19 protein-coding genes are annotated in these 17,518 nt (G+C 35.4%); 9 read left to right on the top strand and 10 right to left on the bottom strand.

Going from position 1 to position 17,518, the window contains the following annotated elements; translation table 11 throughout:
• The first annotated feature begins 2 nt into the window (after positions 1–2).
• The 6 genes from iolG (at position 3) to arr (ending at position 4,878) form a co-directional block, all read left to right on the top strand.
• Positions 3–1,001, top strand: coding sequence for an inositol 2-dehydrogenase (iolG, locus tag KA845_RS05130; protein WP_197272602.1), 999 nt, complete (start codon positions 3–5; stop codon positions 999–1,001).
• Between the two features lie 27 nt (positions 1,002–1,028).
• Entirely contained in the window at positions 1,029–1,868 is an 840-nt protein-coding gene (gene fba, locus KA845_RS05125) for a class II fructose-1,6-bisphosphate aldolase (RefSeq protein WP_021459534.1), read from the top strand.
• Between the two features lie 26 nt (positions 1,869–1,894).
• Entirely contained in the window at positions 1,895–2,284 is a 390-nt protein-coding gene (locus KA845_RS05120; RefSeq protein WP_002509967.1) for a tautomerase family protein, read from the top strand.
• 315 nt (positions 2,285–2,599) lie between these two features.
• On the top strand, positions 2,600–3,634 hold the full coding sequence (locus tag KA845_RS05115; RefSeq protein WP_210127825.1) for an SRA domain-containing endonuclease: 1,035 nt from the start codon (positions 2,600–2,602) through the stop codon (positions 3,632–3,634).
• A 119-nt stretch (positions 3,635–3,753) separates the two neighbouring features.
• A complete protein-coding gene (locus tag KA845_RS05110; RefSeq protein WP_103388302.1) occupies positions 3,754–4,290 on the top strand; it encodes a DUF805 domain-containing protein in 537 nt (178 codons plus the stop codon).
• Positions 4,291–4,452: 162 nt separating this feature from the next.
• Positions 4,453–4,878 carry an NAD(+)--rifampin ADP-ribosyltransferase gene (gene arr, locus KA845_RS05105; protein ID WP_210127824.1) on the top strand — a complete coding sequence of 142 codons (426 nt, stop codon included), beginning with the start codon at positions 4,453–4,455 and terminating at the stop codon, positions 4,876–4,878.
• Positions 4,879–5,039: 161 nt separating this feature from the next.
• On the opposite strand, the gene KA845_RS05100 is transcribed toward arr, so the two are convergent.
• The 6 genes from KA845_RS05100 to KA845_RS05080 form a co-directional block, all read right to left on the bottom strand.
• A complete protein-coding gene (locus KA845_RS05100; RefSeq protein WP_210127847.1) occupies positions 5,040–5,432 on the bottom strand; it encodes a (deoxy)nucleoside triphosphate pyrophosphohydrolase in 393 nt (130 codons plus the stop codon).
• Positions 5,433–5,474: 42 nt separating this feature from the next.
• Positions 5,475–5,849 carry a nuclear transport factor 2 family protein gene (locus KA845_RS05095; RefSeq protein ID WP_210124393.1) on the bottom strand — a complete coding sequence of 125 codons (375 nt, stop codon included), beginning with the start codon at positions 5,847–5,849 and terminating at the stop codon, positions 5,475–5,477.
• Between the two features lie 223 nt (positions 5,850–6,072).
• Entirely contained in the window at positions 6,073–6,852 is a 780-nt protein-coding gene (locus KA845_RS05090; protein ID WP_325958108.1) for an NAD(P)/FAD-dependent oxidoreductase, read from the bottom strand.
• Between the two features lie 16 nt (positions 6,853–6,868).
• Entirely contained in the window at positions 6,869–6,967 is a 99-nt protein-coding gene (locus KA845_RS13010) for an FAD-binding protein (protein WP_245338050.1), read from the bottom strand.
• A gap of 66 nt (positions 6,968–7,033) precedes the next feature.
• On the bottom strand, positions 7,034–7,414 hold the full coding sequence (locus KA845_RS05085; RefSeq protein ID WP_210127823.1) for an RrF2 family transcriptional regulator: 381 nt from the start codon (positions 7,412–7,414) through the stop codon (positions 7,034–7,036).
• 284 nt (positions 7,415–7,698) lie between these two features.
• A complete protein-coding gene (locus KA845_RS05080; protein ID WP_210127822.1) occupies positions 7,699–8,316 on the bottom strand; it encodes a TetR/AcrR family transcriptional regulator in 618 nt (205 codons plus the stop codon).
• A 158-nt stretch (positions 8,317–8,474) separates the two neighbouring features.
• On the opposite strand from KA845_RS05080, the gene KA845_RS05075 reads away from it, so the two are divergent.
• Positions 8,475–9,764 (top strand): YhgE/Pip domain-containing protein, encoded by a 1,290-nt coding sequence (locus KA845_RS05075; protein ID WP_210127821.1) that lies wholly within the window; start codon positions 8,475–8,477, stop codon positions 9,762–9,764.
• 144 nt (positions 9,765–9,908) lie between these two features.
• Here KA845_RS05075 and KA845_RS05070 read toward each other — a convergent pair whose 3' ends face one another.
• Positions 9,909–10,109: a hypothetical protein gene (locus tag KA845_RS05070; RefSeq protein WP_174888165.1), complete on the bottom strand. Its 201-nt coding sequence runs from the start codon at positions 10,107–10,109 to the stop codon at positions 9,909–9,911.
• Positions 10,110–10,329: 220 nt separating this feature from the next.
• Here KA845_RS05070 and lip point away from each other — a divergent pair, with 220 nt between their 5' ends.
• Entirely contained in the window at positions 10,330–12,540 is a 2,211-nt protein-coding gene (gene lip, locus KA845_RS05065) for a YSIRK-targeted triacylglycerol lipase (RefSeq protein WP_103388295.1), read from the top strand.
• 250 nt (positions 12,541–12,790) lie between these two features.
• The gene (locus KA845_RS05060) at positions 12,791–14,497 is read left to right on the top strand and encodes an ABC-ATPase domain-containing protein (RefSeq protein ID WP_210127820.1); all 1,707 of its coding nucleotides are present in this window, start codon (positions 12,791–12,793) and stop codon (positions 14,495–14,497) included.
• 173 nt (positions 14,498–14,670) lie between these two features.
• Here KA845_RS05060 and KA845_RS05055 read toward each other — a convergent pair whose 3' ends face one another.
• From KA845_RS05055 to KA845_RS05045, 3 genes are all read right to left on the bottom strand, one after another.
• Positions 14,671–15,165, bottom strand: a complete 495-nt coding sequence (locus KA845_RS05055) for an isoprenylcysteine carboxylmethyltransferase family protein (RefSeq protein WP_107382472.1) — start codon at positions 15,163–15,165, stop codon at positions 14,671–14,673.
• Positions 15,166–15,307: 142 nt separating this feature from the next.
• A complete protein-coding gene (locus KA845_RS05050) occupies positions 15,308–17,176 on the bottom strand; it encodes an endonuclease/exonuclease/phosphatase family protein (protein ID WP_210127819.1) in 1,869 nt (622 codons plus the stop codon).
• A 148-nt stretch (positions 17,177–17,324) separates the two neighbouring features.
• On the bottom strand, positions 17,325–17,518 hold a 194-nt coding region (locus KA845_RS05045), incomplete at its 5' end, for a hypothetical protein (RefSeq protein ID WP_210127818.1).

The following is a 17,518-nucleotide window of genomic DNA, read 5'->3' as shown; positions in this document are numbered from 1 at the left end:
AAATTATGACACTTACATTTGGAGTAATTGGTGCTGGTAGAATTGGACAGTTGCATATCAGCTATTTGCAGACACATAAAGATGTAAAAATTAAATGGATTTCGGATTTAAACTGCGACAAGATGGAAGAATGGATTGCACAAGCAGGTATTGAAAATAAAACTAAAGATCATAGAGACATTATTAATGATCCAGAAGTTGATGCAATAATTATTTGTTCTCCAACAGATACACATGTAGATATTATTAAAGAAGCATCAGCACAAGGTAAACATATCTTTTGTGAAAAACCTATCAGTATGTCCTTGGAAGAAGCAGAAGAAGCGGTTGAAGCGGTTAAAAAATCTAACATAAAGCTTCAAATGGGCTTTAATAGAAGGTTTGATAAGAACTTTAAACAACTACATTCTATTTTGAGTGAAGGAGAATTAGGTCAAATTCAAACATTAAGAATTACGTCGAGAGATCCAGAGCCACCACCAATTGAATATATCAAGCGTTCTGGTGGGTTGTTTATGGATATGACGATTCATGACTTTGATATGGCACGCTACTTAATGCAATCAGAAATCGTAGAAGTGTATGCTTCAGGTGATGCTTTGGTTAATCCTGAAATCGCAGAATATGACGATATTGATACGGCACTAATTACACTGAAATTCGAAAATGGCTCAATTGCTATGATTGAAAATTGTCGTAGAAGCGTTTATGGCTATGATCAACGTATCGAAATTTTAGGTGATAATGGCGCGATTGATGTAGGAAACGAGCAATCTTCAACGTTAAATTATCATCGTGTAGATGGTATTAGAAGAGATAGTCCACCTTATTTTTTCCTAGAAAGATATAGCGATGCATATAAAGTAGAGATGAATGATTTTATAGATGCTATTCTCAATGATACAGACGTTTTATGTTCAATTGAAGACGGCTATAAAGCACAACAAATCGCTTTAAAATGTCAAGAGTCACTAAAAACGAATCAACCCCAAAAATTATAAACAGGTAGAAAGGTGGGACGCTCATAAATGAAGTCATTTATACAACAAGCCAAGGATGAACAATATGCGATACCTCAAATTAATGTCAATGGATTAATTTGGATTGAAAGTATTTTGCAAGCTGCTGAAGATACACGTTCACCTATTATTGTAGGAACTACCGATAAAGTTATTGAATTTCTAGGTGGATATCAATTTATATGTTCAGTCATTAAAGACAAAGTGAAGGCTATGAACATAACTGTCCCTGTTATTATTCATTTAGATCATGGTTTAACCGTAGACAACTGTAAAAAGGCAGTAGATGCAGGCTATGATTCCGTCATGTTTGATGGTTCGAAGTTACCGATTGAAGAAAATATAAAACAAACTAAAGAAGTTGTCGATTATGCACATCAACATAATGTTCTAGTTGAAGGTGAGATAGGGGCAATTGGTGGTAATGAAGATGGTGTTATTGGCAATGTTAAATATGCAGATTTTAATGACTGTTTGAGATTGGCAAAAGAAACACAGCTAGATACGTTGGCGCCAGCACTAGGTTCTGTACATGGAAAGTATCAAGGTGAACCCAATTTGGGCTTTGCAGAAATGAAAGAAATACAAAATGCGTTAGATCTACCCTTAGTATTACACGGTGCGTCAGGCATCTCAGATGAAGATTTATTAAAAGCCATACATTTAGGTCATGCCAAAATTAATTTTAATACTGAAATTAATATTGCATGGAGTAATCAATTAAGACAAACACTCAATGAAGATACATCGTTGTTTAACCCACAACAAATTTTAAATCCCAGCAAAGAAATTATCAAAACTACGGTTAAAGCTATTATTCATAAATGCACATCGCAAAATCGTGTCTAAAAATGTTAAAGAAGGGACGTGGCCCTATGCCGTTAATGAAAATTGATGTAATAAAAGGTCGCACACAAACAGAAATTCAACAAATATTAGATATTTCTTATGATGTCATGCTAACAACATTTAATGCGCCATTAGGTGACAGATATCAAATCGTCAATCAACATGAACCTTACGAAATGCAAATCTTGGATACAGGCTTAGGCGTCACACGTACAGAGGAAGTGGTTGTTTTCACTATTATTACTAGACCAAGAACACAACAACAAAAACTATCATTCTATGAAACCTTAGTAAGTGAACTGCATAGTCAATTAGGCATACGTAAAGCAGATATTATGTTTAGCTTAATAGAAAACACTGACGATGATTGGAGCTTCTTTAATGGTGAAGCCCAATTCTTAAATGGTGCGCTGTAATCATTTCATTATTACCTTTCGAATTAAGGTGACGTAGCGCTCCTTAGCCAAACAAGTAAATAACCCATACCAGTACTAGGATACTTATTTCCAGATTTATACAGGAGATAAGTATTCTAGTTTTTTTATGTGAGGGGCAATGTTAATGTGTATACCCTGAGTTCTATGCAATAAGATAAAAGTTTTCCATGACATTAAGTATTATATTTAGAAGTAGAAAAAAGTGTTAAATTATATGTTAAAATCCTAAGTAATAAAAGACTTTTTAAATGAAATTAAATATTATTATAATCATTTAGAAGTTCGATTAATTAAATGGTGACAATTGATGGTTTTATAGATAAAGGGGCGTATAGTGTGGAACAATGGCTAACGAAACAAGAAGTAAAAAAAGCTTTAAAAATTGATGATGGGGCATTTAAAAAATGGAACGAACATGGAAAAATTATAACCGTCAAATCACGTAAGTATTACTATGATGAACAAGAACTTAATCAGTGGTTGAAACAAAACAGAGGACCAATAAGCCAATTGAAAGTTGGTAATATATACAATAATCAAGTTATTCAAGATATATTTAAATGTTCTGGTCAAGGTGGTATGAGACGCTCACATTTAACTAATGCACTTGTATTGTTTTCAGATCACTCAAAAAATCAGCCTATTTATGAGGATAAAAGTTATATTGATGAGCATGGAAACCAAATAATGCATTATACAGGTATGGGACAACAGGGGGATCAAGACCTTAAATCAACTCAGAATAGAACATTACTTGAATCAAATGATTTGAGTATAAAAGTATATTTATTTGAAACATTTGATTCAGGTCAGCATACTTTTCGAGGAGAAGTAAAATTGTGTGCTACTCCTTATACAGAGCAACAAAACGGCAGGAAAGTTTATATTTTCCCACTCTCTTTCAATGATAATGAGTATGTTATACCAGAAACATTCTATAAAGATAAAGAGATACAACAAGAAAATCAGGCCTATAAACTAGGAATTGAAGAATTATATCAACGTGCGAAAAAAGCTAAAAAGGTCGGACAGAGGAAAGCATATACGACGGTATATGAAAGAAATAACTATGTTGCTGCCCATGTGAAAGAACGTGCAGACGGGTATTGTGATTTGTGTGGTGAACCTGCGCCCTTTAAAGATAAAAATGGTAAACCTTATTTGGAATGTCATCATGTAATTTGGTTGGCAAAACAAGGTGAGGATAGTATTGATAATGCCGTTGCTTTAGACCTTACATGTCATAGAAAAATGCATGTATTAGGCTTAGAAAATGATGTGGAATTATTACAAACTAAAATAAAACAATATAAAGATAAAGGAATGTAATGATTGAATATTTCTATAGAGTATTTAAATATAATTAAAATTTAAAAATTTTAAAATTAATTTGTAATGAATAATTATTATTTGTATACTGTTAGTAACAAGTTGTGAGGAGACAAACTATGAACAGTTTACCAATACAAATTATGCAAAGTTACATGGCATTTTGGACCCGTTTTCTAGATGTTAAAGGGAGAGCATCACGTTCTGATTTTTGGCATCCTTTTTGGATTAACTTTTTAATAACTTCATTGTTAGGGATATTTTCAGTGGGTACGCTCAGTAGTGTTTTTGCACTTTTCTTAATCATCCCTACTTTTACAGTAAAAGTGAGACGGTTACATGATTCCAATCGTACTATGCTGTTAGCTATTATTTCACATATCAGTGGTTTCATTACAGCTTTTGGGACTATCGTTTTTGTGTTAGGTATTATCGCAGTTGCTACTCAAACTGAAACAATAGGTGTGCTCAAAGCTTTAGTGTTGGCTGGTGTGTTTGGTACATTGTTTGCTGGATTAGTCACACTTTATACGTGGATAGTATTGATTATGCGTGGGAATAAAAAGCCAAATAGGTATGGCGCAGGTGGAAGTTGTCAAGTTGAGGCAGCGCAAAACGTAGTATCGACTGAAGTAGAGCATTCTAGTAATAGCTAATATACATTGTTGCAACCATCAGGAATGGTTACAAATTATCAAATAAATAAAAGGTATCTTTCCTCACTTTAATTATACTATAAATATGTAGAAAGTTGCAGTCTACTATTTATAACATTTACATACTATACTAGATGCAATCTAGTGTTAAGGAGTGGTGTTATGGATGAGCAACTCAAAGCGTTTGAAAACACGCAATATTTTCATGGAACTAAAGTCAAATTAGCTGTAGGGGACTTATTGCAACCTGGATTTAAGTCGAATTTTAAAGATGTTCACTTAAAACATATTTATTTTACTGGCACATTGGAAGCCGCAAAGTGGGGAGCTGAATTAGCTACGGCTAAATCTGAAGAAGATCAAGAACGGATATATATTGTTACGCCTTTAGGAGATTTTGAAGATGATCCTAATGTGACAGATCAAAAGTTTCCGGGTAATCCAACACGGTCATATCGTTCAACAGAACCACTTAAAATTGTAGCAGAATTAGCTGTGTGGGAAAGACACTCTGATGAAGAAATTAATACGATGTTAGCAGGTCTAGAAGAATTACGTAAAACAGGTAAAGATGTTATTATAGACTGAAAAATTGACTAAATAAAAAGACTGGAACACCACTACTGTTCCAGTCTTTTTATTATGATACATATTGGTGCAATGAAATGACTCACCGACCTAGTCAAACTGGCACGGTTGTATAATCTTTTCAACATTGACACGTTAGCTGATGTAACGAACAAAAGAGCCTAATATGACTGACTAATAATATCCACGGTTGGAATATCCGCAGGTGCCCATGCTAATTGTTGAAGTTCGCTAATATTGAGCCACTTAATGGTTTTATGTTCGGTTAGCGTAGGGGCTTGTGTTTGTAAAGAGCATTGATAAGAATGTAGGTGTACTACACCAAAATCATAATCGTAAGTAGTGGTGGTAATCTTATCTCCAACCACGATGTCACATAATAGCTCTTCCTTAATTTCACGTTTCAAAGCAGTACTTTTAGATTCTCCAGGTTCGACTTTGCCACCTGGGAATTCCCATAATAAGGGTAAAGACATCGAGTCACTGCGTTGGGCACAAAGTACTTGTTGGTCATCGATAATGACAGCCGCTACCACTTCAATATGTTTTTTCACAGTTTCACACCTCATTTATGTAGTTAAATAATTATAACTGTATTATTGCCCAGAAAATAATTGTGTGTCATTTGGTTTATTTTCTAAATAGGCAATTTTTCCATTTTCATTGATACGGGCAATATCGAGTCCTTCCTGCGTATAGACGCCTGACTCAAAACGCTTACCACAAATCGCCCACTGGGTTTGAAATGAGCCGTCCTCTTGTTTGACCCAACCGTTGTGCATGTGTTTTAAATCTTCATTGGTTTGATAGACACTGCGGACGAAATTTTGCCAAGCTGCTTTCCCTTGAAATGATTTACCGTTTAATACGAACACAATATCTTCACTAAACAAGTCTGTTAATTGTTGGAAACTTTCTTCACTGTAGCGTGCTTCATCAAAGAGTATGAAATAATCATCTAATATTTGCATTGTAATACCTTCTTTTTTATGTTTTTCGAACTAATATAGTGTTAGTTTATTATAGATATATAGTACCGGCACAGTGATATGCCTAAAAAGTTATAGGTGATGTTGTTTTGATAGTCATTCTTATGTCGAACGTTATCCTATAACGGCAGCGATTTTTAAAATAATCTCCTATAAAAACCAAGGTAAACACATGAACTGTGTCTGTCTTGGTTTTTTAGCGTGATTAATCATTGTCTTCAATCAATTGCATTGCTACGAATTTGGCTACTGTATTACCATTCGAAGCGGCATCAATAAGTTGCGATGGCATGATGTCTTTAGATTCGCCTACTACAAAAACCCCGGGAACAGAAGTTTCACCGAAATTGTTAGTTGTGAGACGGCCATTGTCTTCACGTTGTAACTGTAATGGTTGTATAAAGTCAAAATAAGAATTAACTTCAATACCAATCAGGCCACCGTCACGATTGATTGATGTACCATCAGCAAAGATGACAGCAGTTAAATGACCTTCAGTATGTTGGTATTCTGTTATTGCACTAGTAATGAGTCTTATACCTTTACGATCTAAATAAGCTTTATCTTCATCATCTATGGAAGCATTATCAGCTACGTGTATTACAACATCTTGAGACCAATTGAGCACGAGCTTACTCATATGTTTAACTTGAGCAGCTGGCACAGAAACAATTAGTGAACGGTTACGTAATTCATAGCCATCACACCAAGGGCAGTAAAATAGAGATGTGCCATAACACGCTTGTGTACCTGGGGTATCAGGTAATGTTTCTTTTAAGCCCATTGCTAACATAATTTTACGTGCATAATATGTTGTTGATTCAGTTTGAATTATAAAATAATCAGTTACTTGTTCGACATGTGTCACAGTGTCTAATACACGTTGTACATGTTCATATTTATCAACATCTTGCTCGGCATTGCTGCGTAATGCTTCTGGTAAGATACCGTCTTGAGTAAGATATGCGTGAGATGCTTGCGTCACTTTATTTCTAGGATTATTATTTGTCTATCACTAATGTTGTTTTTAAGGCGCGACCTAAAGTGAGCGCACTTGCTAAACCTGCAGGGCCGCCACCTATAATAATAACATCAAACATTGTATAACCACCTTTTCGTATATTAGAGAGTCTTAATATCTATAATAGGAACAAAAAAGATTTAACTTATATTAAATCTTTTAAAGTTTTTTCTTGTAATGCTTTAGTCATTTCATCTTCAGCAGAGACAATAATTTTTTGAATCTTGCATTCAGGACCATGATTAAAACTGTCTTCAAAGGCGCTTTGATGGCCGTCTATGGCAGTGATAATCGAATAAATTGAAATATCTTCCCATTGCTGAACTAACGAATAACCACCTCTAGCTCCAGATGATGATTTAATGACGTTAGCTTTTGTGAGTTGCGTTAGAATTTTAGATAAATATGTTACCGATACATTTAATTTCTCTGCTAATGTTTGTACATTGACTGCTTGTGATGATTGGGTAGTAATTAAATAGGCTAGTGCGTGTAAAGCATAGTCTGAACCTTTCGTAATTTTCATGTGTATACCTCACTATTATAGATATTTAATATCTATAATAACTACTTTATAATTATTTTGCAAGAAAAAATTTTGATAAGTAATATACAAGTTAAAGGGGCAATGTGCAAAGGGAGTGAAAATGTTAAGGTGTCATAAGTACGCTATCCAGTTAGGAGTTTTGGTTATAGAAGGTACTGACAAGTCATTTATATGGTCTAGAGGTTTCAGTTAGTTCTTTCTCATTTTTAAAATTATAAATTAACAAAGCTCGATAATTATTTCATTATCGAGCTTTATTAGTGTTAAATACCATCTATATTGAATTGTTCTTTAGCCATCAGTCGTAAAGGTCCATTAAATACCATTTTGAATAGATTATCTACTAATTCATTGGGAGGCATGCGTAAATCATCTTGCACCCAGTATTTCATAAAGGATAATAGGGCGCCGACGACATAACTATGAAAGTAATCGACAGGAATGCCGTCGATAGAGCCACTCGGTGCTAAATTAGTGGACATATTGTGATACATCAGTTGACTTATTTTCTCTTCTAGCTGACTTCGGCGTTCGAGTCGGAACAGGGTTTGGTAAAATTCAGCATTATCCCTAATGTGATAAATGACTTTCTTGAGTTTCTTTTCTGTAAAGACACGCGCAAATTCCGTAGCATCCATTCCCACATAAAAGTCCTCCGTAGTGAGTAACGTTGATGAAAGTTGCGTAATGTATTCATTTTCCATATCGCTCAGTAATAAATATTTATCTTCATAATGTAAATAAAACGTACCACGATTCACATCAGCGGCAGTAGTAATATCACGTACAGTAATTTTATCTAAGTCTTTGTGACGTAATAGGTCAATAAAGGCAGATTTAATTGCGGTACGTGTTTTTCTGACACGTCGATCTTCGGTCATAGTTAACACCTCTTTGTAGTTAATAGACAATTCCGAACTACATGTTCAATAAAGGACGAATAGCTGTATATTGCATATTGTATAATTTATACCACCTATTATAATAGACTGAGTAATGGATATGCAACACTGTGTTCATGAATAAGGAGGTATAAAGAATGAATATTTTTAAAAATAAACTATTATGGTTAGCACCAATAGTTGCGATTATTTTATTTTTGATATTTTCAATCGCCTTTTATCCTGCGTTTAATCCTAAACCTCAAGATATACCAATTGCTATCGTTAATCATGACAAAGGCACTGACATACAAGGGAAAAATATCAATATAGGAAAGCAATTAGAAGATAAGTTACTGAATAATGATAAAGACACTGTAAAATGGATTCAAGTTGATGATGAAGATGATTTGAAACAAGGTATGAAAGATCAAAAATACTTTGGAGCAGCAGTAATTGAAAAAGATTTTTCACAACATGCAATGAGTAAAACGCAGCAAGTTGTGATGACTGCGAAAAAGCAAGAAATGGAAGATAAAGTAAAATCTGGTGAGGTGCCATTAGCTCAAGCGAAGCAAATGCAACAACAAATGGCACAAGGTGGAAATGACAACACGGCTAAACCTGAACAAGCACACTTTAAAACTATCGTAAATCAAGGTGCAGGTACGCAAGCCTCCCAAATTGTGTCTCAAGTGCTGAAAGGTATGGGGGGCAACGTTAATCAAAATATTTCGAAACAGGGTTTAGCATCATTAGAAAAACAAAATGTTGAGGTGCCAGCTAAAGACATTCAAAAATTAACACAGCCGGTAAAAGTAGACAATCAACAAGCGAATAAAGTTGGTGATCACCAGGCTGGTGGTAATGGACCATTCTTAATGTTTATGCCAGTTTGGATGGGTTCAATAGTAATTTCTGTACTGTTATTCTTCGCATTTAGAACGAGTAATAATATTGCTATTCACCATCGTCTTATTGCAGCGCTAGGCCAAATCGTTATGGCTGTTGTTACTGCCTTAATTGGTGCATTTGCGTATGTTTATTTTATGCAAGAGGTGCTAGGATTTGATTTTAATGATGCCAATACGACAGCACTATTTATTGCCTTGGCAATTATGGGGTTTGTCGGATTGATTTTAGGAACGATGACATGGTTAGGTATGAAATCTGTGCCCATCTTCTTTATATTAATGTTTTTCAGTATGCAATTAGTAACATTGCCACAACAAATGTTACCAGAGTTCTACCAAAAATATATCGTAGGTTGGAATCCATTTGCACACTATGCTAATTCACTCAAAGAGATACTCTACTTGGATGGTAATATTCAATTAGATGCAACAATGTGGATGTTCATTGGATTTATGATTTTTGGTGCAACCTCAACACTTATAGCTGCAGCAATCCGAAAACATAGTACGAAACGAACAGAAGTACCATCATAAGTTTAAGAAAAGTGGGGTAGAAATCTACTTTGATGCTGAGCATTGAAGAAAGGTTGATTCGAAGCGTTTTTCAGTGCGATAACCTACTCACTATATATTAAGAGGCTGGGACGTATTTAATTCGTCTCAGCCTCTTTTTGATGATTAAAACTCTTGACTGTTAAATATTTTAAGTGACAATAAATAGGAGCCTAATAGCAATATTAGTCCGATTGCGCCATATATCGTCGTAACAATAATGCTTTGTATGTTGGCTGCTTCAGTAAAGGAATTTGCAGTTGCCATAGCAGGTGTTAAAAATCCAAAGAATACTATAAAAAATAAAATAATATTTTCCGCATTCATTTCTGTGCTATCAATATTAATGTTTCATATGAAACATTGGAATTGGATAGAAAATATAAACTGTAATATTTTCATAAGTTGCGCAAAATTAATATTGAAAAAAATTAAATAGTCTGATATATTAAAGTTAAAATAACATCATGTAGTAGTCATAGATAAGTTGTATAGTTTGATGTATTAGTCAGTGAATTAAAGTAAATATCAAAGAGGGGTGCTTGAAATGAACACAGAGAAACAGAAGTATAGTATTCGTAAATTAAGCATAGGGGCAGCTTCAGCATTGATAGGTGTGTTGTTATTTATTAGTAACGACACAGCACATGCATCAGAGCAACAAAATAACACTACAACTGAGACTGCAATGGAGCAGCATAGTACCACAGAACAAGACTTTGAAAAACCTAAGACTTCAGTAAAACAAGATACTACAAATACAGTCGGACAAAATACTGAAGAAAGGACAGAGTTTTCAACTGAAGAAAATCAACAAAGTACAAAAGAGAACAATAAAAATGAGCAGTATGAGGGACCAAAAACTAGTGAAAACGCACAAGTTACAACTACAAAAGAAACAGTTGATAATAAACAACAGACAATAACAGACGAAAAGAGCGATAGTGAACAATTTAAGGAGCCATCAGCTGTCGACAACTCACAACAAGCTGTAACAACCACTGACACAACACAATATAATCAGGATGAACCAACTGATAGTAAAGACACAAAAAGCACTACAGAAGCGCAGCATAAAAAGGCTAAATCTACAATTGAACATCCAGAACCAAAAGAGACTACAGTGTTACAACCAACAGACAACCAGCAACATAAACGTCAACAAAATCAACAGTCTTCGAATATAGCACCTGACGATGCTAATAAAGGGGTGTCAACAGTGGAACAGCCTAGAGAGACGCAACGACAAACTATTTCAAACGACTTGCAAATGTACGAAACTAATAATCAGCAACGCAATAATGCACAAACATCAGTTAAAATCACCCCAAATAAAAAGACAACAAATACTTACGCTGACACTACGCTACAACAGCAAAAGAACATAGATCGAGACTCTCTAGCAACGACAAATACTAGACCTGTATCTTTAGAAGAAGTTGGTGAGCCACTATTAGTGCATGGTTCTTCACGTAACTCGACACCAGAAGAACAAAAAAGTTTAGCTGCTTTAGAAGGTAATACCCAAGCGACACGTACAAACAATACAACTCAAGAAGCCACGCCAATAACAGATGACCAGCCTACAAAAGTTGCGAAACAAGGACAATTTAAAAATGAAGACCCTATTATACTGGTACATGGTTTTAATGGCTTTACTGGAGACAACAAACCAACCACTGAAGGTAATTACTGGGGTGGAGATAAACTGAGTATTAGTCAAGATTTACGAGATAACGGCTATGAAACTTATGAAGCAAGTGTTGGTGCTTTAAGTAGTAATTATGATCGTGCGGTAGAATTGTATTACTATATTAAAGGTGGAACAGTAGATTATGGTGCAGCGCATGCGAATAAATATGGGCATGAGCGTTATGGTAGAACGTATGAAGGGGTCTACAAAGACTGGCAACCGGGTCAACAAGTACATTTAGTAGGGCACAGTATGGGTGGACAAACGATTCGTTTATTAGACACAATGTTACGTGAAGGTAATCAAGAAGAAATTGCGTATCATCAGCAACATGGCGGAGAAATTTCGCCATTATATCAAGGTGGTAATGATGATATGATAACTTCCGTGACAACGATAGTGACACCTCATAATGGTACACATGCTGCAGATCAACTTGGTAACGAACAATTGATTCGCCAAGTCGCCTATGATTATAGTAAATTTCAAAATAATAAATTAACACAAGTAGATTATGGTTTTTCTCAATGGGGCTTAAAACAACGTCCGAATGAAACATATATCGATTATGTCAAACGTGTAAAAGATCAAAGTAACATTTGGTTAACAGATGATAATGGCTTTTATGATTTGACACGTAAAGGTGCTGCTGAATTGAATGAACAGACATCACTTGACCCAAACGTAGTGTATAAAACATACACAGGGGAATCCACTCGCGCTAGCATTACAGGGCGACAAGTATCAGATATTAATATGAAACTTTCTTTTAGACTTACAGGTAATGTTATTGGCAAAGCAGCTGAAACTGAATGGCGAGAAAATGATGGTCTTGTTTCTGTTGTCTCAGCACAACATCCATTTAATCAAGATTTCGTGACAGCTACGGATGACGTCCAAAAAGGTGTATGGCAAGTTACACCAGTCAAACACGATTGGGATCATGAAGACTTTATCGGTTCAGATGTAACGCAATCTGTCGTAACAACAGAAGCATTACAGCAATTTTGGCATGGGATTGCTGCAGATTTAGTACGTAATGAAGATATTGCCGCACAAGCTTAATACTTAAAGAAAGGATGAAGCGAGATGACAGGCACGATTCCACAATTGATAGAGTCATTTTTACGTATTGTTACCGTTATTTTTGCATAAGATAGTATTAATTCAAATAGCAATAATAAGGTTCTAATAGTGAAGAGAGTAGTTAGATATCCTAGTACTTCTAAGTGATATGTTAACTACTCTTCTTTGTGTGACAAGTACTAAAGATACTATAATGAGTATAGGAAATGTCTTACAAGGAGGTCATACCATGAAACAAGCCCACACGCTTTTTCAGACATTACAATCATTAGACGGTCAGAAGTACGGTGCGTATAAACGTTTGGCAGATACATATGCTTACGATAATTTTCAGTTAGCAATAGATCATATTCAAGCAGACCCATATGCGCCACCGTCTAAAGTGCGTATTATTATAAATAAAGTAACTACAGGCATACCTGAACATCTTGTGGATACTAAATTAAAACGTATCGCTACGTCAGATTTTTTAACACGAAATATATATAATGAAATTCATAAATTGACTCAGCGACAAAGGAACTATCATGCGAATATTATGATAGATAATTGTGGTCCGGAAATATTGGAACGTAGTGCGGTAACTATTACAGATCACTTTATCGAGGTGTGTTTAGAAATTGGTTTGCCTGCTAAAGGACGGAAAATTTTAGGTACAGCAGCAACTCATATTTTTAAAACAATAGTGCCTGAAATTGTAGCGCGAGCGCTGTCTTATAAAAATATAGACCAAGTAGCATTCGCTGACCAAGTGACATTAATGGAAGACCAACAGTATATACGTGAATTTTTAGTACAACAAGGCTATATCGCTTTTGTGGCTAATGGTTCAATATTGCCTCGTCAAAGTGGGGTGTCACAGCAACCATTAACACACGCTGTATCATTTACTAGCCCAGCAACATATGAACAAGCTTTAACTTTACCTAGTGGCAAACAATTAACAGGTATGGCTATACCTGAGGGTATTACCCTTATTGTAGGGGGAGGTTATCATGGTAAATCGACATTACTAGAGGCATTACAACGGGGTGTGTATCCTCATATTGTAGGCGATGGCCGTGAATACGTTATAACCCGTGATGACGCGATGAAAATCCGTGCTGAGGACGGACGAAGTATTGCCCAAGTAAATATTCAGCCCTTTATCGATAATTTACCAGGAAATAAAGATACTACTCAATTTACTACGCCAAATGCGAGTGGTAGTACGTCACAAGCAGCAAATGTTATGGAAGCACTTGAGGCACGTAGTTCGGTGTTACTTATTGATGAAGATACTTCTGCCACAAACTTTATGATTCGCGATGACCATATGCAACAGCTTATTGCACCGGAAAAAGAACCTATTACTCCTTTTGCACATAAAGTGAAGCCCCTTTATGATGACTACCAAGTGTCGACCATTTTAATTGTTGGTGGATCGGGTGATTATTTTGATGTAGCAGACCATGTCTTAATGATGGACGAATACGTGTTACAAGATGTGACTACCAAAGCGCATGACATAGCCAAGAATACAGGTGTACAAAAGCCGTATCATCATTCAGAACACTTTGGCACTATAACTCAACGTACGCCATTAACTGCGAGTTTTAACAGTAAAGGTAAGGATGGGCGTTTTAAAGTGAAAGGTCGTACAACAATTTTATACAATAAGGAACCGATCGATTTAGCAGCTGTTGAACAGTTAGTGGATACGAGCCAAACAAATTGTTTAGCATTAATGTTAGCTTATTATCAACGGCATTTGTTGAATGATACAACAACACTTTCTCAAGCTGTTAGGCAATTATATCAACACATTGATACGCATGGTTTAGCTGCTATATCACCATATCAAGGTCATCCGGGAAACTTAGCGTTACCACGACCACAAGAGTTTTATGCTGCGCTTAATCGTTACCGAGGTTTACAAATTGCCCAACACAAATAACATCAAGTAGGCTTCCGTTTGTCTGAACGAACTATGACGTCAGTCTAATTTTGGGCATAATATCAGCATTTTCCATATAGATAAGTAGTTTCTTGATAAGAAAAAAGCACCTGAACATCATTTTATGTTCTAGGTGCTTTTTCACTATTAACAACTATTAGTAGTTTGGGCATTTAAATATGCATTAGCCGTTCTTCCTGATGGATTCGCTGCCATAATAAATAAGCATATGGTAGCAGTAAAAGGGCAGCGAAACCGGCTTGTGTTAGCAGTAATAGACCCAATAGCTCAGGTACGATATTTAAAAAATAGTTTGGATGTTTGGTAATTTTAAATAATCCGCTTTTGATAATCGGGTGTTGTGGCAAAATGTATAATTTTAACGTCCATATTGCTCCCAGCGTCTTTATTACCATAAATAATATAATATAAGCGAAAATCATAAGTATTAGACCGATAACACTTAGACTATTCATTGTAGTTTGTTGCAACCATGCTTCGATAGTAGCACTAACATAAATGGCGATATGTGTAAGTGCGAGCCAAGTAGAATTACGTTTGCCGTATTCAGTAGCACCTTGAAGTTGCAACTGCTTAGCATGACGAATTGAAATGACTAAGCTGTATAAGCGTAAAATAAAAAAACCGAAAACAATAAGTATAATCATTGAGGTCCTCCAATTAGTTCATTAATCTTAACTAAGTTATAATTTTTTCAACATTGGAGCAATAGCATGAGTATACCAAGTAAAAAATGTACCTTAATAACAAAAAAAGGCGACAATAGTCGCCTATAGTGTTTAAAATATATTATTTTGTCTCTTTGCTTTTGGATTTAATATCGATTTGAGCTAGTAACGGATCGTGGTCACTTGCTCGTCCTGACATATCAGTGAAATCACTGTTTACATGGATAGGATCGAGTTGTGTGTAGTCGGTCAAATTATCGGAAACAAAGATATGATCCAATGCTTGTGAATTACCGTGATAATTATATGTGTAACGCTCACTTGCAGGTACACTATGCATCATATTTGTCATATTAAAGTTTTCAAAAGTTTTCAAAGCTTTGGTCCATTGGAAATCGTTGTAGTCACCAACAGAGACGATATTGGCATCAGGGTTATCTTTGTGTACTTGCTCTACAAAACGACCTACAGCTTTTGCGATTTCTACACGTTGATTTTCGCTATTTAATACAGGTGGTTGTTGCTTACCAAATATAGGTGTATCGCCACCTTTAGAATTCCAATGATTTGCGAGCATAATTACTTGTTCGCCGCGGAATTTAAATTGTGCCGCTAATGGTTTACGTGAATCGTCAAATGCTGGGTTGTTAGGGTCAATGCGACCTGGGTTTAAAGTTAAGTTACCATTTTTGTAGGATACTGCGCTATCAGCATCACCTTTTTGGATAGATTTGTCGAATTGAACACGTTTTGGATTGTATAAGAAACCGACACGAATATTAGCGTTGGGTTGACCACCATCTTCATTCATATCTGGATCGATATTGACGTATTTATATTTAGGTCCACCGGATGCTTGAATTTGTTGAATCAAGCGTTCATAAGATTCATTGGCTTTAGGCCCACCTTTATCAGGACCGTCATTGTCTTGAACTTCGGTCACACCAACAATGTCTGGGTTGTTCATGCTGGTACTAATACCTTGTGCAATTTTTGTAGCTTTAGTGTCAGTAGTAGATTGTTTATTGTTAGAGAAATTTTCTAAATTATAAGATGCTACATTTAATTTGCCTTTGTCTTGTGTTAAATCTGTTGATTGTGGTTTCGTTTTAACTGGCACATGTGCTTTTTGCATATCTTCTAAATCTACATTGATTTTATAGTTTTGAAAACCGTAATTGACGTAACCAATAATTGGGCCTTTGAATTTATCACCAGTTTTGACATCAAAGTCACGCGCTTGATTATTATCATACATCTTAAAAGCAATGCGCTCGCCATGTTGATTGTTTTCAGTTAAACGAACACCACCATTGACTGTCTCTGGTTGTTGATCATCTAAAACTGTAAAAATATCCCCGTGTTCTTGTGGACTTACACTGCGTACTGTATTTGTCATCACGCGCATACCTTCTAAAGATTCCCAATAATCAATAGCGTATTGGTCACGATCAAAGGTATGAAATTGGTCATTAGCTGAAACTTTAGAGGGTGGATTTTGAATGTTATAAGCCTTTGGCAACGGTTGATTATGTTTAGTAATCGCCACATTACCGCCTTTGTCATCACGTGCATTGATTTGTGTGACAGGTAAATCTGTTTTTTGTTTATCGTCGTAACCGTCTATATGATATTCATCGACAATACCAGTTACATTAACCAAATCCCCGGTTTTTACATCGTAATTTTGATTGCCCATATAGACTATAAGACCTTCTGAGGTATTAGGATTATCATCTTTCGCTTTATCAGGTGTTTGGATATGTATATAGTTACTACCTTTTAATTTATATTGATATGTCACTATGCCTTGTACATCGGTCACTTTTTCTCCATCATAAGGCGAATTATGCTTGTCTCCTTGAATATCATGAATTGACAGATCATGTGTTTCTTCTTGTTTTTTAGTTGGTTGTGTGGTTGCTTCAGCTTGTGTAGTGATAACAGCGCCTAGCACGATAGTTGCTAAGAAAGACCAAGCTACTTTCATTCTCTTTATTCCTCCTTTGTTCATAATTGTATTTTTAGTATAGCAAAGGAATATAAGGAGAATAATTAAATTTAAGTAAAGATATGTAAATGTCATAAGTTAAAGCAACTATTGTAAAATTTTAAATAACGGAACATAAATATTAGTGTTAGTGTGTGACAATGATATGCAATAACTGTGAAAATACAGGGGTAAATAAAAGGGAGTGGGACAGAAATCTGATTTTGAAAAAATGATTTCGTCGTCCCACCCCGGCAAGGATGACTAGCATTGAAAAAAGCTTGATTTGAAGCGCATTTTCAATACAGTCAGCTACTGCCAATATGCAAAGAGGTTTCGTAT

Origin of the sequence: Staphylococcus sp. GDX8P114P-2, assembly GCF_017892945.1 — a bacterium.
GTDB classification, from domain to species: Bacteria; Bacillota; Bacilli; order Staphylococcales; family Staphylococcaceae; genus Staphylococcus; species Staphylococcus arlettae.
The sequence above is the reverse complement of the archived record's forward strand: the minus strand, read 5'-3'. Positions and strand labels throughout refer to the sequence as shown.

Coding starts and splice junctions, on each gene's coding strand:
- fba (WP_021459534.1), top strand. CDS start 1,029: ATGAAGTCATTTATACAACAAGCCAAGGATGAACAATATGCGATACCT.
- KA845_RS05120 (WP_002509967.1), top strand. CDS start 1,895: ATGCCGTTAATGAAAATTGATGTAATAAAAGGTCGCACACAAACAGAA.
- KA845_RS05115 (WP_210127825.1), top strand. CDS start 2,600: ATGGTGACAATTGATGGTTTTATAGATAAAGGGGCGTATAGTGTGGAA.
- KA845_RS05110 (WP_103388302.1), top strand. CDS start 3,754: ATGAACAGTTTACCAATACAAATTATGCAAAGTTACATGGCATTTTGG.
- arr (WP_210127824.1), top strand. CDS start 4,453: ATGGATGAGCAACTCAAAGCGTTTGAAAACACGCAATATTTTCATGGA.
- KA845_RS05095 (WP_210124393.1), bottom strand. CDS start 5,849: ATGCAAATATTAGATGATTATTTCATACTCTTTGATGAAGCACGCTAC.
- KA845_RS13010 (WP_245338050.1), bottom strand. CDS start 6,967: ATGTTTGATGTTATTATTATAGGTGGCGGCCCTGCAGGTTTAGCAAGT.
- KA845_RS05085 (WP_210127823.1), bottom strand. CDS start 7,414: ATGAAAATTACGAAAGGTTCAGACTATGCTTTACACGCACTAGCCTAT.
- KA845_RS05080 (WP_210127822.1), bottom strand. CDS start 8,316: ATGACCGAAGATCGACGTGTCAGAAAAACACGTACCGCAATTAAATCT.
- KA845_RS05075 (WP_210127821.1), top strand. CDS start 8,475: ATGAATATTTTTAAAAATAAACTATTATGGTTAGCACCAATAGTTGCG.
- KA845_RS05070 (WP_174888165.1), bottom strand. CDS start 10,109: ATGAATGCGGAAAATATTATTTTATTTTTTATAGTATTCTTTGGATTT.
- lip (WP_103388295.1), top strand. CDS start 10,330: ATGAACACAGAGAAACAGAAGTATAGTATTCGTAAATTAAGCATAGGG.
- KA845_RS05060 (WP_210127820.1), top strand. CDS start 12,791: ATGAAACAAGCCCACACGCTTTTTCAGACATTACAATCATTAGACGGT.
- KA845_RS05055 (WP_107382472.1), bottom strand. CDS start 15,165: ATGATTATACTTATTGTTTTCGGTTTTTTTATTTTACGCTTATACAGC.
- KA845_RS05050 (WP_210127819.1), bottom strand. CDS start 17,176: ATGAAAGTAGCTTGGTCTTTCTTAGCAACTATCGTGCTAGGCGCTGTT.